Source organism: Kitasatospora sp. NPDC059599 (genome assembly GCF_042735125.1).
Classification (GTDB): Bacteria; Actinomycetota; Actinomycetes; order Streptomycetales; family Streptomycetaceae; genus Kitasatospora.
Genome location: NZ_JBHWCL010000092.1, coordinates 1 through 15,489, shown reverse-complemented (window position 1 = coordinate 15,489; position 15,489 = coordinate 1). Strand labels below are relative to the sequence as shown.

General features: G+C 75.0%; 13 protein-coding genes, 1 tRNA gene and 1 riboswitch. Of the genes, 5 read left to right on the top strand and 9 right to left on the bottom strand.

Annotated elements, in window-relative coordinates:
- Positions 1-102: 102 nt before the first annotated feature.
- On the bottom strand, positions 103-393 hold the full coding sequence (locus ACFV04_RS27695; protein WP_380533277.1) for a YiaA/YiaB family inner membrane protein: 291 nt from the start codon (positions 391-393) through the stop codon (positions 103-105).
- Between the two features lie 196 nt (positions 394-589).
- Positions 590-748, top strand: a riboswitch (cyclic di-AMP (ydaO/yuaA leader).
- Between the two features lie 12 nt (positions 749-760).
- Between ACFV04_RS27695 and ACFV04_RS27690 the strand changes: the two genes are divergently transcribed.
- Positions 761-1,594: a M23 family metallopeptidase gene (locus ACFV04_RS27690; RefSeq protein ID WP_380341839.1), complete on the top strand. Its 834-nt coding sequence runs from the start codon at positions 761-763 to the stop codon at positions 1,592-1,594.
- Positions 1,595-1,711: 117 nt separating this feature from the next.
- On the opposite strand, the gene ACFV04_RS27685 is transcribed toward ACFV04_RS27690, so the two are convergent.
- Complete coding sequence (locus tag ACFV04_RS27685) at positions 1,712-2,587, bottom strand: hypothetical protein (protein ID WP_380341841.1); 876 nt, start codon at positions 2,585-2,587, stop codon at positions 1,712-1,714.
- A 42-nt stretch (positions 2,588-2,629) separates the two neighbouring features.
- Here ACFV04_RS27685 and ACFV04_RS27680 point away from each other — a divergent pair, with 42 nt between their 5' ends.
- The 4 genes from ACFV04_RS27680 (at position 2,630) to ACFV04_RS27665 (ending at position 5,457) form a co-directional block, all read left to right on the top strand.
- A complete protein-coding gene (locus ACFV04_RS27680; RefSeq protein WP_380341844.1) occupies positions 2,630-3,202 on the top strand; it encodes a GNAT family N-acetyltransferase in 573 nt (190 codons plus the stop codon).
- A gap of 174 nt (positions 3,203-3,376) precedes the next feature.
- On the top strand, positions 3,377-4,147 hold the full coding sequence (locus ACFV04_RS27675; protein ID WP_380533274.1) for a sensor domain-containing protein: 771 nt from the start codon (positions 3,377-3,379) through the stop codon (positions 4,145-4,147).
- 90 nt (positions 4,148-4,237) lie between these two features.
- Positions 4,238-4,975: a hypothetical protein gene (locus ACFV04_RS27670; RefSeq protein ID WP_380341849.1), complete on the top strand. Its 738-nt coding sequence runs from the start codon at positions 4,238-4,240 to the stop codon at positions 4,973-4,975.
- Between the two features lie 35 nt (positions 4,976-5,010).
- On the top strand, positions 5,011-5,457 hold the full coding sequence (locus tag ACFV04_RS27665; RefSeq protein ID WP_380533272.1) for a GNAT family N-acetyltransferase: 447 nt from the start codon (positions 5,011-5,013) through the stop codon (positions 5,455-5,457).
- Here ACFV04_RS27665 and ACFV04_RS27660 read toward each other — a convergent pair.
- The 7 genes from ACFV04_RS27660 to ACFV04_RS27630 form a co-directional block, all read right to left on the bottom strand.
- Positions 5,454-6,641, bottom strand: coding sequence for a hypothetical protein (locus ACFV04_RS27660; protein ID WP_380533270.1), 1,188 nt, complete (start codon positions 6,639-6,641; stop codon positions 5,454-5,456). The genes ACFV04_RS27665 and ACFV04_RS27660 overlap by 4 nt on opposite strands.
- Before the next feature lie 572 nt (positions 6,642-7,213).
- Positions 7,214-7,287 (bottom strand) — tRNA-Met (locus ACFV04_RS27655).
- Between the two features lie 95 nt (positions 7,288-7,382).
- A complete protein-coding gene (locus ACFV04_RS27650) occupies positions 7,383-8,729 on the bottom strand; it encodes a PrsW family intramembrane metalloprotease (RefSeq protein ID WP_380533268.1) in 1,347 nt (448 codons plus the stop codon).
- Positions 8,730-8,844: 115 nt separating this feature from the next.
- Complete coding sequence (trmB, locus tag ACFV04_RS27645; protein ID WP_360257677.1) at positions 8,845-9,675, bottom strand: tRNA (guanosine(46)-N7)-methyltransferase TrmB; 831 nt, start codon at positions 9,673-9,675, stop codon at positions 8,845-8,847.
- Positions 9,676-9,865: 190 nt separating this feature from the next.
- Positions 9,866-11,101, bottom strand: a complete 1,236-nt coding sequence (lhgO, locus tag ACFV04_RS27640; protein ID WP_380533266.1) for an L-2-hydroxyglutarate oxidase — start codon at positions 11,099-11,101, stop codon at positions 9,866-9,868.
- Between the two features lie 176 nt (positions 11,102-11,277).
- Complete coding sequence (locus tag ACFV04_RS27635; protein WP_380341862.1) at positions 11,278-12,855, bottom strand: TROVE domain-containing protein; 1,578 nt, start codon at positions 12,853-12,855, stop codon at positions 11,278-11,280.
- A gap of 640 nt (positions 12,856-13,495) precedes the next feature.
- Entirely contained in the window at positions 13,496-14,923 is a 1,428-nt protein-coding gene (locus ACFV04_RS27630) for an MFS transporter (RefSeq protein ID WP_360257671.1), read from the bottom strand.
- Between the last annotated feature and the right edge of the window lie 566 nt (positions 14,924-15,489).

The window sequence follows — 15,489 nt, the reverse complement described above, 5'->3', positions numbered from 1 at the left end:
GCCGTCGCGGGCATCGGCGGTGCTGCCGATAGCCATAAAGCTAAGGCTAATAGCCTTAGCTGTCAAGCGTCCGGGCGCGGGAGGAGGTCGGGCGCTCCCGCCTCAGGCCCCCTCGACCCTGAACGGGTCGTGCTCGCTGAGCAGCTTGTCCAGCCGGGCCTGGTCGACCCGGCTGACGATCTCGTTCGACTCGTGCCGGTCCCGGACCACCTTCGCCAGGGTGAACGCGGAGGTGACGGTGTAGAGGAGGCCGATCCCGAGGAAGGCCCGCGTCCACCCGCCGACCGGCAGGTAGGCGATCCCGACCGCGACGGCGGTGCCCGACAGGGCGAAGGAGAGGATGGCCTGGACGTAGTACGCGGCCGTGGTGCGGTTCTGCATCGGTGCGCTCATGGCGCCAGGATGCGGCCGCCCGGTGTGACCGCACATGAGTAGGGGTACTCAGATGGGGTGCTCGCATGAGGGGTCGTTCGTTGACGTCCGATCATCCGCTCCGCGGTCGTCCCGGACGGATGGCTTGGAATCGGAGCGCCCTAGGATTAACGTTTGATAACGCAGCGCGGTCGTCAACGCCGTACCCAGACGGCACCGTGCGCCGTCGCCTAATCCCGTCGGCCGGCCTCCGGGCAGGTCAGGGAGCCGGGGAACCACGTTCCTTGGGGTGAATCGGCGGGGCCCCGGCCCGGCCGTAGGAGACCTTCCTGCTCCGAACCCGTCAGCTAACCCGGTAGGCGCGAAGGAAGGAAAGGAGCGCGCCTCCGTGGCGTCGACGCACACCCCGGCACACCCGGCCGGCCCCGCAGCCGGTACCCAGCTCCTCGACCACCCCGGCGCGGACGCGCCCGAGGCCTTCGGCCCCGAGGTCGAGACCAACCGGCACCGGATGCCGCGTCAGACCCGCGGCGCCTCCCCGCTGCTCGGCGTCACCGCGGTCGCCGCCACCCTGGGCGCCACCGGCTTCGCCTCGGCCACCCCGGCCGCCGCCCCCGCCGTCGAGGCCCCGGACGAGACCCCGGTCGCCCTCTCCGCCGACCCCGGCCTCGCGCTCGCCGCCCGCATCCAGCAGCAGGCCGACAGCCAGCGCACCGCCGCGGAGGAGGGCGCCCGCGTGCAGGCCGCGCAGGAGGCCGAGGCCAAGGCCGCCGCCAAGGAAGCCGAGGCCAAGGCCGCCGCCAAGGAGGCCGAGGCCAAGCGCGCCGCCGCCCTCACCCTGCCGGTGAAGGACTACCGGCTCTCCGCCCACTACGGCCAGAGCGCCCGCTACTGGGCCAACGTGCACACCGGCCTGGACTTCGCCGCCGACACCGGCACCGCGGTGTACGCGCTCGGCCAGGGCACCATCACCTCGGCCGGCTGGTCCGGCTCCTACGGCTACCGGATCGTCGAGACGCTGCCCGACGGCACCGAGATCTGGTACTGCCACCTCTCCTCGATCATCAAGGGCGCCGGCCAGGTCACCTCGGGCCAGCAGATCGGCAAGGTCGGTGCCACCGGCAACGTCACCGGCCCGCACCTGCACCTGGAGGTCCGCCCCGGCGGCGGCGCCCCGGTCGACCCCGAGCCCTGGCTCCAGCAGCGCGGCCTCACCCCGTAGCGGACCCTCTGCCGGGGCCCCGGAAGCGCGCGGAGCCCCCGGAGCACCCCGGGCAGCCCCCGAAGCAGTGCGGAGCCCCCGGTCGTACGCGACGACCGGGGGCTCCGTCACGACGTCTCACTCCTCCGCGGGCAGCTGCGCCAGGTACGCGTCGATCTCCTCCGGGCCCGGCTCCGGCGCCAGCTCCGGGAACTCCTCCACCAGCAGCCGCGGCAGCCCCGGCACCGTCCACACCCCGAACAGGTCGAGCGCCGCGTCGACCGCCGCTTCCTCGAACTGCCCGAAGTCACCGGTCAGTTCGTCCGGCATCGGCCGGCCGAGCGCGTTCAGCTCGGCCAGGTTGCGGTAGCTGCGCCGCATCAGGCCCTGCTCCAGCAGTCGCCGCGCGCCGTCCGTGGCCATGCCGACCGACAGCACCCGGCCCGGTCCCCAGCCCTGCTCGTCCGGCTCGTCCAGCCAGCCGGCCGGCGCCAGCGCCTCGTACGCGGCCAGCCGTTCCTCCTCGGCGAGCTCCCCGAAACCGGCCAGCCAGTCCCGCACCGCCGCCCCGTCCGCGACGTCGACCCCGTACGCGTGCAGCAGCAGTGTGTACAGCCGGGGCCAGGTCACCAGGTCGGCGCGGCGCAGCAGCCCGGCCGCGACCTCGCCCTGCCACTCGGCCTCCGCGTGCAGCCGCTCCTGGCGCTTGGCGTTGAGCCGCCGGGCCGCCCGCTGGTGGTCGATCAGCAGCCGGACGGCGTCGCCGTACGCGAGCGGGTCCTCCTCGGGCAGGGGTTGGACGTACAGGTGGAGCCGCTCGTACAGCAGGTGCTCCACCGCGTCGGAGGTCAGTTCGGGCCAGCCGTCGTGCATCCTGCTCCCGCCCAGCTCCAGCAGCGCCAGCACCGCGCGCAGCGGCCCCTCGGCCACCGGCGTGCGGCCCTGATCGGCCGCCCAGGCGAGCAGGTCGGCGGCCCTGGTGCGCGGGGCGAGCCGCAGGTCTTCGTCGTTCATAGTCCGAACGGTAGTCGCCGGGGGCCGGTAGGGTCGGCAGCCATGGTCCCCGTACGACTCGTCGGCCCCCGGCTGGCCATCCGCGAGTACCACCACACCGACGGCGACGTGGACGCCCTGCACGCGCTGTTCGGCGACCCGGAGGTCACCCGCCACCTGCCCTTCGAACCCTGCGACCGCGAGTCCTGCGCCGACCAGATCGAGCTCTACCTGGAGCAGGCGATGGCCGAGGAGCGGGACACCTACCGGCTCGCCGTCACCAGGCTCGCCGACGCCGAGGACCCGCAGGACGCGACGCCGATCGGGCACGCCTCGCTCACGCTCGGGACGTACCGCTCCGCCCACCTCGGCTACGTCCTCGGCCGCGCGTCCTGGGGCCACGGCTACGCGGGCGAGATCACCGGCCTGCTCTGCGACTTCGCCTTCCGGACCCTGGACCTGCACCGGCTGGCGGCCCGGGTCGACGTGGACAACACGGCCTCCGCCAGGGTGCTCACCAAGCTCGGGTTCCGGCTGGAGGGGCGGGCGCGGCAGGACCGGTTCAAGGACGGCGCCTGGTCCGACTCGTACCGCTACGCGTTGCTCGTCGACGAGTGGCCGGGTCCGACCGGCTGAACCGGGCGAGCGGCCTCCGCCGAGCCGGCCCGCGACCGGCGGGCCCGCGGGCGGGGGGTTAACCCCACCCCCGATCCGCCAGGCCTCCGGATGCCCCCCGACCCACCGGTCCCGCCAGACTGTACGACGTCAGCGAACGCGGACGACGTCAGGACGAGGGCCGGGGGCCGGGACATGAGCAGCAGCCGAAGCACGCTGGAGTACGCGGGGGACCTCCTGGGCGGATACGGCGACGACCCGCACGCCGCCGACCCGCACGCCGACGACCCGCGCGCCGACCGCGCCCGTCGGACCGAGCGGCCGCCCGTCTTCTGGGCGGCGCCGTTCTCCGCGCACTACTACCGCGAGATCGGCTACGTGCTCAGCGGCCTGCCGGTGGCGATCGCCGGCTTCGCCGTCGCGATCACCCTGTTCTGCCTCGGCCTGGGCACCTTCATCACCGTCCTCGGCCTGCCGGTGCTGGCCGGCCTGACCGCCGCCGGCCGCGGCTTCGGCCGGCTGGAGCGGGCCCGGGCGCGCGGCATGCTGGCCCTGGACGTCCCCGGCCCGAAGCCGGTGCGCCCGGTCCGTCCGGGCGCCTGGGGCGCGATCACCGCGCGGCTGGCGGACGGCGCGGGCTGGAAGGCCGCGCTGCACCAGGTGGTGATGTTCCCCTGGGCCGTCTTCAGCTTCACCATGACGCTGGCGTTCCTGCTGGTCGGCTGGGCGATGGCGCTCTACCCCGTCTACCACTGGGTGTTCCCGACCTACACCGACTGGCGCGGGTACAAGCTGTTCGACTACACCGACGGCCACCACGTCCAGCACGTCTACTACATCGAGGGGATGTGGCAGATCGCCGGGTTCTCGCTGGTCGGGGTGGTGCTGGTCTTCCTCACCGCGCAGCTGGTCCGCGGGCTGACCAACGTCAACCGGGCCGCCGCCCAGGGCCTGCTGGGCCGCTGAACACCGCCGTCGGCGACGGGCCGACCACCGGGCCCCGGCCCCGTCCGCACTCCGGATGCGGCCGGGGCCGCCGCGTGTTCGGATGACCGGGTGGCCGTCGCAGGCATTCCCCCCGAACCCCCGGACGTCCTGGTCACCTCCCGTCCGCTGGACGAGTACTGCGCCCTGTTCGACCTCACCCGGGCCCAGCTCGCCGCCCTCCCCGGGCCGCTGCTGGACTGCCCCGGCGGCGCGGCCGGCCTGGCCGCCGAGGCGCGCGGACTGGGCTGCCGGGTGATCGCCGCGGACCCGGCGTACGCGCTGCCGCTGCCGGTGGTCGCGGACCGTGCCCTGACCGCCCGGGCGGCGATGGCCGGCGCGATGGCCGCCCGCCCGTTCCTCTACCCCTCGCCGCTCCCGCACCGGCCCGAGCGCTACCTGCGCAGCTGGGACCGGGCCCGCCTGCTGTTCGCCGCCGACTCGGCCGCGCACCCGCAGCGCTACGTGGCCGCCGCGCTGCCCAGGCTGCCGTTCGCGGACGGCACCTTCGCCCTCACCCTGAGCTGCTACCTGCTCTTCGCCTATCCCGAACTCTTCGGTCCGGAGCGTCAGTTGGCCGCCCTGATCGAACTGGTCCGGGTCACCTCGCCGGACGGCGAGGTCCGGGTCCAGCCGCTGCACGACGGGCACGGCCGCCGCTGCGGGCACCTCGACCCGCTGCGGTACGCGCTCGGCGAGTGCCGGATCGCCAGTGAGGTCCGCCGCTTCCCCCGCGCGGAGGACGGCCGCACCCGTCGCGTCCTGGTGCTGAGGGCGGCCGACCGTCGCCGCCGCCGAGCCGGAATGTAATGGTCATTCATGGGTGTCACTCCTATACTCGCCGCATGAGCGAGATCACGATCCGGCGGGCCGGAGCAGCCGACGCCGACCGGCTCACCGAGCTGATCCAGGCCTCCGCCGCCTACCGCGGCGCCTACGCCGCCATGATCGACGGCTACCGGGTGACACCCGACTACCTCGCCCGGCACGAGGTGCGGATGGCCGTCGACGGCGCCGACGACCGACTGCTCGGCTTCTACGCACTGATCCGCGAACCGGCCGAACTGGACCTGATGTTCGTCGCCGACCCGGCCCAGGGACTCGGCATCGGACGGCAGCTGATCACGGACATGCTCGACCGTGCCCGGGCCACGGGGATCAGCGCGGTCAAGGTCGTGTCCCACCCGCCCGCCGAGCCCTTCTACCTGCGGATGGGCGCCGAGCGCACCGGCACCCGGCCGCCGCAGCCCAGGACCCCCTGGGAGCAGCCCGAACTGCGCTTCACCGTCTAGGAACCGCCCCCGGCGGGACCTGAGTCCCCTGCGCCCCCGGCCGGACCTGCGTCCCCGGCCGGACCTGCGCCCCCGGCCGGACCGGCCGGACCTGCGGACCCGGCCGGTACGGCAGGGCCGGACGGCTGCGCCGGGACGAAGGCCGTCACCTGCAGCCGGGACAGGATCTTCTCCGCCAGCCAACTGCGGTCCGACGCGTACGGAATGCCCCGCGGATCGACCAGCTGCGCCGCCACCGCGTCCCGCAGCCGCTGCGCCCCGGCGGCCGGCAGCCGGGAGAGCAGCCCCCGGGCGGCCAGCAGCGCGTGGTACTGCTCGAAGCCCGACCGCGGGTGCTCGATCGCCTCCAGCACGCTCGCCAGGTCCGCCAGCGACGGGTCGCCCTGCATCAGCGCGAGCGCCTGGATCCGCCGCCCCTCGGAGCCGTCCGCGAAGAGGTCCCGCACCTGGTCGGCGGTCAGCGCCGAACGCCGGGCGGTCGAGCGGACCTCGGCCACCACGCCCTCCGGCCCGGCCGGTGAGTCCGCGGCGGGCGGCAACTGCCCGGCCAGCGCGGCGGGGTGCTCCGCGCTGCCGCCCAGCAGCCCGAGCTGCTGCATCGCGCGGACCCGCAGGTCGTCCGCACCCACCTTGTCGCCGTGCCGGTCGCGGTCCTGCCCGGCGAGGAAGAGGTCGAGGGCCCGGTCGGCGTCGTTCAGCACCTGCGGCAGCGCGAGCCTGGTCACCAGCCAGCCCGCCAGGAAGCCGAGGACCAGGAAGTAGAGCACCAGCGCCGCCGCGAACGGCACCGCGGCGTCACCACCGCCGAGCACGGGCGCCAGCGCCGTCCCGAGTCCGTGCAGCCGCTCGCCGAGCGAACCGAGCTGGGTCAGGCCGACGCCCAGCAGCACCTTGGTCAGCCAGTCCGAGACCTGCTCCAGATTGGTGTTCGGCACGTACGAGCCCTGCGGCTGCTCCGAGCCGCCGCGCACCCGCGGCACCCCGAACAGGAAGCCCAGCCCGCCGCCGAGCACCGCCGAGGCGCCGGCCGTCACGAGTCCGCCGCCGAGCGCCTGCCAGACGTGGTCCCGGCCGAGCGCGAACAGCAGCAGCCCGGCCAGCCCCGTCCCGGCCAGTACTGCGGTGGCACCCCGCTGCGCCGTCCGCAGCGCCGGACCGCCGCCCGGCCGTCGCGCCTTCGCCATCGCCATCCCCTACCCCCTGTGCCCGTGTCGCTCCGCTCCGGAACCCCGCGCCGACTCTAGGGCTTGTCGGACAAGCCCTGGCGCCGGGGCCCCATCACGAGAACGTCCCGGGCGCGCCCCGGCTACGACACGGGGAGCAGCGACCTGCGGAGCACCGATGGGCGCCCCCGGTCGCGACACGGGGGGAGAAATGCAGACGACCCGCGGGCTGCTCCTCCGCGCCGGCCCGTGCACTGGCCAGGCGCCGAGGCACCGGGGATGTACCGGTGAGCCCGCGGGCCGGGTGACTGCTGTGGATTTCGCCTGCCGGAGGCCGTGGGCCTCACCCTGCGCAGGCAGGGGCGGCTCTAGCGAGCAGCCACCTCACGCATCCCGAAAGTACTCAACTCAGGATCACCTCCTTTCAGTGTGCTGCCACGATAGGCAGCCCACCGGCGGGAGGGCAACGGATTAAATCGCGGCCCTCGCCGGGGCGGTCCGCAGTCGGCACCCCGGAACCGCCCGGCCCCGGAACTGTCCGGGGAACGCGAAAGGCCCGGAGGAAGAATCCTCCGGGCCTTTCGGCTACTGAGTAGCGGGGACAGGATTTGAACCTGCGACCTCTGGGTTATGAGCCCAGCGAGCTACCGAGCTGCTCCACCCCGCGTCGGTGAACACAACAATACGTGGAAGTCGCCGAGATGGGAAATCCGTTCTCCGGCCGCCCCCGGTGCCGGGTCCCGGGCGGCCCGCCGGGGGGCTTCAGGCCGCCCCGACGGAGCGCCCGACGGAGTGCCCGGCGGTTCCCCGCCCGCCCCGCGCCGCGCGCCGGTCCGGGCGGGCCGAGCGGGCCCTCGCCCAGGCCGCGAAGCAGACCAGCGCGACGAAGCAGGGCACCATCAGCGCCGCGTACACCACCAGGAAGCCGTCCGTGCCGAGGTCGGCGGCCGCGTTCCAGGTGCCGTGCAGCACCATCGCCGCCAGCAGCCCGGCCGGTGCGGCCAGCCGGGCGAGCCGGCGCCGGCCGGTGGTCAGGGCGACGGCCAGGCCGATGCCGGTGAGCGCGGTGAACAGCGGGTGGGCGAACGGGGAGAGCAGGGCGCGCAGCACGAAGGTCTGCACGGTGCCGTCGAAGTCGCGCAGGCTGGGCGGATCGCCGAGGCCGATGCTGTCCAGTCGCTGCCGCTGGTCGCTGGTGAAGGCCCGCCCCAGGTAGAGGACGTTCTCGGTGAAGGCGAAGCCGCACGCGGTCATCCCGCCGAGCACCACCCCGGCGGCCAGGGTGCGGGGCCGGGAGCGGCGGTGCGGCGCGCCGCCGGACGGCGGGGCCGGGCGGAGGTAGGGCAGCGGCCGCAGGTACGGGCGCAGCCGGCCCCGGGCGTGCGGTCCGACCGGGCGGCGCTGGTACGGGCGGGGGCACCGGGGCTCGGACGACCTGCGCAGCAGCGGCGCGCAGGGGCGCCCGGTGCGGCGGCCCCGGCAGCGCAGTCGTCGGCCGAACGGCAGCAGCAGCACCAGCAGCGCGGTGGCCTTGGCGGTCTCCTCGATCACCGGGGTGGCGAGCCCGGCGCCGAGCAGTTCGCCGAGCCGCCCCTGGTGCCTGGTCAGGTAGCCGGCCGTCCAGTTGTTGGCGAGGATGGCGACGGTCGTGGCGGCGCAGGCGCCCCAGCCGAGGCAGAACACGGTGTGCCGCAGCGGCACCCGGGCGGTGAGGTTGAGCCAGGCCAGTCCGCCCAGGACGAAGGGCAGCGGCACCATCGCCAGGCCCAGCCCGACCAGCAGCCCGACGGTGCCGGTCTGCCGCTGGACCAGGTGCAGGATCAGCACCCCGCAGCCGATCAGGGTGAGGACGGCGGTCGCGGTGACCGAGGAGAGCGCCACGGAGCGGCGGCGGCCCGGCGGCCGGCCGGTGGCGGGGGCGTCCGCGGCCGCCGGCGGCGGTCCGCCCGGCCGGGGCAGCAGGCGGTGGTCCCGGCGCTTCCGGGGGCCCGGGATGGTCCGGGTGTCTCCGGTGCGCGGGACCGTCTCCGGTGCGTAGGCGGCGACCTGAACAGCCGTCCGGACAGTCCGGGCGGTCGGCCGGGACCCGCCGCCGGACGGGCTGCCCATGCGGCACAGGGTAGGCCACGGCGGCGGTCCGCCGGGAGGACTCGGGACGAACCGTCCGCCCGGGGCGCGTCGGCGCGGTCGCCGTGCGGCCGCCGTTCGAACGGCGGCCGGAGGGTCAGCGGCGGCGGAACAGCAGGTCGTGGACCACGTGGCCCTTGGCGATCCCGGCCCGTTCGAACTTGGTGACCGGACGCCACTGCGGTCGCGGTGCGTAACCGGGGATGCTGCCGTCCGGGTGGTCGGCGGGCTCCAGCCAGCCGGTCCCGTCACCCTCGGGGTGCAGGTTCTCCAGCTCCGGCGAGGCGGACAGCACCTCCAGCATCTGCTCCGCGTACGGCTCCCAGTCGGTGGCGCAGTGCACCAGCGCGCCGGGGGCGAGCCGGGGCAGCACCAGGTCGAGGAAGCCGGACTGGACCAGCCGGCGCTTGTGGTGCTTGGGCTTGGGCCACGGGTCGGCGAAGAAGACCCGCAGACCGGCCAGCGAGGCGTCCGGGATCATGTCGCGCAGCAGGATGACCGCGTCGCCGGCGGCGGTCCGGACGTTGTCCGAGCCGTCGCGCTCCAGCAGTCCGAGCAGGTTGCCGTGGCCCGGGGTGTGCACGTCCGCGGCGAGGATGCCCATGGCCGGGTCGGCGGCGGCCATCGCGGCGGTGGTCTCGCCCATGCCGAAGCCGATCTCCAGCGTCACCGGCAGCTCGCCGAACAGCTCCCGCAGATCGAGCGGGGTGCCGTCGATCGGGATGCCGTAGGTCTCCCAGCTCCGGTCCAGCGCGCTCGCCTGGGCGTTGGTCATCCGGCCCCGGCGCGGCTGGAAGCTGCGGATGCGGCGTTCCCGGTGCTGGGCCTCGGTGGCCTTGTGCGGGTACATCGGCGCGGGGTAGGCGGCCGGCGCCGCGGACATCCGGGCGGACGGCGAGGGCTGGGGGATCGGGGCGGTGGCAGTCACAATCCCCCGAGTCTACGGGGCCGCGCGGGGCGCCCGACGGGGTGTGTGACGGGGCTCATCCGGGTTCCGGTCACGCGGCCGGTCCGCCTGCTTCCGGTGCCCGGGCCGCCTGCTTCCGGTGCCCGGTCCGTCCGCTCCCCGGGCCCGCGGTGGCCGCTGTCGTCGCCGGTCCGTCCGCCCCCGTGCCCGGTCATCCGCCCGCCTCCAGGGCGGCCAGCGCCCGGCGGGCCACCTCCCGGCCGATCGGCAGCGAGGCCGTCGCGGCGGGGGAGGGGGCGTTCAGCACGTGCACCGCGCGGCGGGGGGAACCCGGGTCGGCCGGGTCGAAGCCGGCGAAGGCGAAGTCGTCCAGCAGCGAGCCGTCCCGGGCCACCGCCTGGGCCCGCACCCCGGCGGTGGCGGGCACCAGGTCCTCGGCGGAGACGGCGGGCAGCAGCCGCTGCACGGCCGCGGTGAACGCCCGCTTGGACAGTGAGCGGTGCAGCTCGCCGAGTTCGTACCGCCAGTGCCGGCGGGCGATCCGCCAGGTACCGGGGAAGGCCAGGGTCCCGGCCAGGTCGCGGGGGCTGACGGTGCGCCGGTCGTACCCCTCGCGGGCCGTCGCGGGCACCGCGTTCGGGCCGACGTGGACGTCCCCGTGGACGCCCCGGGTGAGGTGCACGCCGAGGAAGGGAAAGGCCGGGTCGGGCACCGGGTAGACCAGGCCGCGCACCAAGTCCCTCCGCTGCTCGGTCAGTTCGTAGTACTCGCCGCGGAACGGCACGATCCGCATGCCGGTCTCGTCCCCGGCCAGCCGGGCGATCCGGTCGCTGTGCAGCCCGGCGCAGTTCACCAGCACCCGGCAGCGCAGCTCGCCGGTGGCGGTGCCCACCGTCACCGCGTCCCGGCGCCGGGCCACCGTCCGGACCCCGCTGCCGGTCCGCAGGTCGGCGCCGGCCTCCCGGGCCAGCCGGGCGTAGGCGGCGGCGACGGCCGGGAAGTCGCAGACGCCGGTGGTGGCGACGTGCAGCCCGGCGATGCCGGTCACCTCCGGTTCGTACCGGGCGATCCCGGCCCGGTCCAGTTCGGCGACCGGGATGCCGTTCGCCCGCCCGCGCTCCGCCAGCGCCGCCAGCCGGGGCAGTTCGGCGGCGCCGGTGGCCACGATCAGCTTGCCGGTCACCTCGTGCGGGACGCCCTGCTCGCGGCAGAACGCCACCAGTTCGGCGGCGCCCGCGACGGCGTACCGGGCCTTGTACGAGCCGGGGCGGTAGTAGACGCCGCTGTGGATCACTCCGCTGTTGCGCCCGGTCTGGTGCGTCGCGAAGCCGGACTCCTTCTCCAGCAGCGCGACCCGCGCCCCCGGCCGCGCCCGGGTCAGCGCGTACGCCGTGGCCAGTCCGACGATCCCGCCGCCCACCACCAGCACGTCGACCTCGTCCGCCACCGCAAGCTCCTCGCCTCGCCCGGCCGCCCCGCCGCCGATGCTGCCACGGCGCCCCGCACGGGTCGAGGGCGCGAACGCTGCGCGCCGCGACGCCGGACGGCCGGGAAGGGACCACCCCCGTGGACCCCTTCCCGGCCGTCCGGCCGGACCGACGGCCGCACCGGCCGCCGGTCCTGCTACTCCTCCCAGGGCCAGTGGGCGTTCGCCCCGGCCTCCAGGAGGGGGATGAGGCGGAAGGCCGCGTCGCTCAGGCCGCCGAAGGTGTGGCGGTACGCCCCGCCGCTGGCGCCGTGGGCCGGGGCGTAACCGGCCAGGTTCCAGGTGTAGACGGGGACGTGAGCGGGGACGGCGGCGAGCGGGTCGCCGCCCCAGTGGTTCGGTCCGGTCTGCTCGTCGGTGACGATCACGACCCGGTCGTGGCCCCGGTAGTGGGTGCGGACGGCTTCGGCGGTGTTGGTGCCGCCGAGGCTGGAGAAACGGTCCAGCACCCGCAGCACCGCCTCGCCCCGGCCGACCTCGACCACCCGGCTGGTGGTGCCGAACTCGACCAGGTCCGCCTCGGCGGCGCGGACCTTCAGCGCGGTGCCGAAGATCGCCGCCGAGTCGGCCCGGTTGAGCTCGGTCGGGCCGCCGGACCGGTCGAACATCGAACCGGAGCGGTCCACCAGGACCAGCGTCCGGCCCGGCAGCTCCGGCACGTTGGCCAGCGAGTGGCCGAGCGCGGTCTCCAGCGCGTGCCCCCAGCGCAGCGAGGGCGCGTGCCGGTACGCGGACAGGTAGCGGAACGGGAACTGGCGCGAGCGCCGCACCTCGCCCCGGTCGGAGATCCGGCGGCACACCTCGGCCGCGACCGCGTCCGACACCCCGGCCCGGTCGAAGTTGCGCAGGTTGCGCACCAGCGCCATCGGGCCCATCGACGGGATGACCGCCTCCCAGACCGGCGCGTCCAGCGGCCCCCGCAGCCAGCCCGCCAGCGCCTCCCAGGTCAGCCCGGCGGCGGCCAGCCGCTCAGCGCCGTCCTCGGCCGTCACCGCGTCCCGACGCTCCTCGACGGGCAGCGCGAGCAGTTCGCGGTTCGCGGTCAGCAGCGGGTCGGCCGCGGGCGGGACGGCCTCCTCCGGCCGGTGCCGGCGGTCCAGCGCGTACGCGAACAGGGCGCCCTGCCACGGCTTGTCCGGGTCCGGCGAGGGGTGGGTCAGCTCGATCACGTCGCCGAAGCGGTAGCCCTTGCCCGCGGTGTCGTACTTGAGCAGCGAGCGGGCGTCGTAGAGGCGGCGGACGGCGTCCGCGACGCCGCGCTTGAGCGGCTTGGGCAGCGCCCGGCCGTAGCGCGAGGTCCAGTAGGCGAGCAGCTCGCCGGGCTCGTCGGCGCGCCGCAGCACCGCCGCGACGGCCTGCCGGGAGTGCCCGTGGGCGCCCGCGTCGAGCCGGGCCCGGGTGAACTCGGCGGCGCCCACCAGGGCCGCGGTGCGCATGTGCGCGCCGTAGCGCAGCCAGCGCAGCAGACCGAGGGTCCACTCCGGTTCGGCGACGGCGAGTTCGCGCACGAGCGCGGTGTAGCGGTCGTCGCGGTCGCCGCCGTGCTCGTAGTAGGTGTCCTTGCCGACCATGTTGGCCACCGCGAGCAGGAACAGCTCGGACTTGCGGTCGCGGACGTGGCCGACGCCGCCGTTGTGGTTGCGGGTGAGCTGCCCGGTCGTGGCCACCGGCGAACTCGGACCCGCCTTGCTCTTGCGAATGTTGAACCTGGACATACGACAGCCCCCCTCGGTGTGCTGGTGTCAGTGGGAGGGAGGCATGCTGCGTCCGGGGTGCCCGAGATCGTGCCGGCCGTGGGACGGTCGACGTCGGCGGAGGTGTATGCCTTGTGCTCTACCCGATTGAGCTAGCGGCCGCGCTCGCGCACGGCACGCCCGGGACTCGAACCCGGAACCCCAAGATCCGAAGTAACCCCCGCCTGCGCACCGGGCACTCCGGAGCGCGCTGCCTCCCGAGATCAGGTCGGCGGCGGTGTTTCGCGGGCTCGAACCGCTACGCCGGAGAACCGGCGTCTACCAGAAGTAACCGCTGCCGTCGCACCGGGAGGTGCGGACGAACTATTCACGTGTAGGTGTCCGGAGTTCAAGACGGCTGAGGTGACGTAGCTGCTCTGGCCACTGAGCTACACCGGCCCGAAGCCGGTGACGGGATTCGAACCCGCGACCTGCCCATTAGGAGTGGAAGTAACCTCTGCCTGCGCACCCGGACGAGAGAGACCCTAGCCAGGCCCCTCCCGCCGTCGCACCTCATTTATCGTCAGGCCGTCCTACACCGTCCGGACCGTCGTTCACCGCCCTGACTGCCCTGACTGCCCTGACTGCCCTGACTGCCCTGACTGCCCTGGCCCGCCGCCGTTCACGCCGGGGCGACGATCACCGCCCGCGCCCGCTCGGCCAGCTCCCGCACCCGGCGCTCGCCGTGGAACGGCTCCAGCCGCCGCAGCATCTCCACCACGTACTCCCGGCTGCGCTGCGAGGAGATCCGGCCGGCCACCTCGACGGCGCGTTCGCCCGCGGCGACCGCGGCGTCCAGGTTGCCCGCCTCCGCCTCGGCCATCGCCGAGACCACCAGCCGCAGGCCGTGCGAGCGGACGAAGCCCTCGGTGGGCGTGGCCAGCGCCTCGCGGGTGAACTGCCGGACCTTGGAGGGCACTCCGAGGTCGCGGAAGCACTCGGCGGCGTCGGCGGCGAGCCGGTCGTAGGCGTAGAAGTCGATCCACGCCGGATCGGGATCCCCGGCGCGCGCTCGTTCGAGTGCGCTCTCCGCCGCTCCGAGCGCCGTCGCACACGCTGCCGCGTTGCGGGCCTTGGCCTGGGCCCGGGCCTCCACCAGGTGGAAGAAGCTCATGGTGCGGGCGGTGGCCAGACCCCGGTTGCGCTCCAGTGCGGCCTGCGCCAGGTCGACCGCCTCCTCGGCGAAGCCCCGGTAGCCGGCCTGCAGGCTCATCGAAGCCAGCACGTAGCCGCCGAGCGGCACGTCCGCGCCGGCCCGGGCCAGCCGCAGGGCCTGGATGTAGTACCGCTGGGCGGCCTCGTGCTGTCCGGTGTCGAAGGCCATCCACCCGGCCAGCCGGGTCAGTTCGGCCGTCGCGCCGAACAGCGCCCGGCCGACCGCGTCGCTGTACGAGGCCAGCAGCAGCGGCGCCGCCTCCACCCGCAGACACTCCGGCACCATCGACGAACGCCAGTCCCCGCCACCGTACTTGGAGTCCCAGCGGCGGGCCTCCTGGGCGGCCTCGCGGAGCTTGGCGGCGTCCGAGTGGCCGACCCGGTAGGAGGACGTGTCGCTCGGGGAACGCGGCACCTCGCGGGCCACCGAGCCGTCCGCCGGGGCGATCAGCCAGCGGGAGACGGGCGTCGCGTAGGCGGCGACCGAGAAGGTGCCGGCCAGGCTGTCGCTCCACCGGCCGCCGCCGGGGCCCCGGCGCAGGTCGAGGTCGACCCGCCACAGGTCGGTGGCGGAGCGGACCGCCTCGGCGACGTCGCGCGGGAAGGCCAGGCCGAGTTCGGGCGCCGGGTCGGTGTCACCCAGGCCGATCTCCTCCAGCGGGACGGGCCGGCCGAGCTTGCCGCCGATCGCGGTGGCGATCAGGTGCGGCACGGGCCCCTGGGGGACCATGCCCTTGCTCACCCAGCGGGCCACCGAGGTCTTGTCGTACCGCAGGGTCAACCCGCGTTGCGCGCCGAGGTCGTTGACCCGGCGGGCCAGCCCGGCGTTGCTGATCTGGGCGAGGGTCAGGAGCGTGCCGAGCCGTTCGTTCGGTCCACGGGGGCTGACGGTCATGGTGGCGGCTGCACCTCCTGCGGCCTTGTGCGCGGGGCCCGGGCGGCACCGGGCCGTAGCTGCAGTACCTAGAGTAGTCGGACGCGTTCCGACGGTTAAGAGGTCGCATTCCGGATGGCGGGATCGCGCACTCGCCGGTGCCGCACGGGGGTTGGTCCGGACCACTCGGATCCGGCCGATCGGCCCGCGCGCCGGAGCGTCGTGCTCCGGTCCCGTGTTCACGTGCGCCCGGCCGTGCCCCCTGGCCCGACCGGCTGGTCGGCGATTCGCTGGTGGTCGTGGGTCGGCCCGCCGTCGAGGACCCGGCGGGCCGGGTGATGCCGCCGCCTCGATCCCCGCGGGCGGCGGTGAAGTCCGGGAGGGCATGCGGATGCCCTCCCGGGCAGGGCGACGCCTTTCGGCCATCTCGCGATGCCCATGCCAAGGCGGCCCGCGGGCGGTCCGGGCCGGGGAGGGGAAGGCCCGGCCCGCCCGGTTCCACCGCCCGCCGGACACCGCCCCGCCCACCGCCGGCCGCCCGCCGGACACCGCCGCGCCCACCGCCGGCCGCCCGCCGGACACCGCCC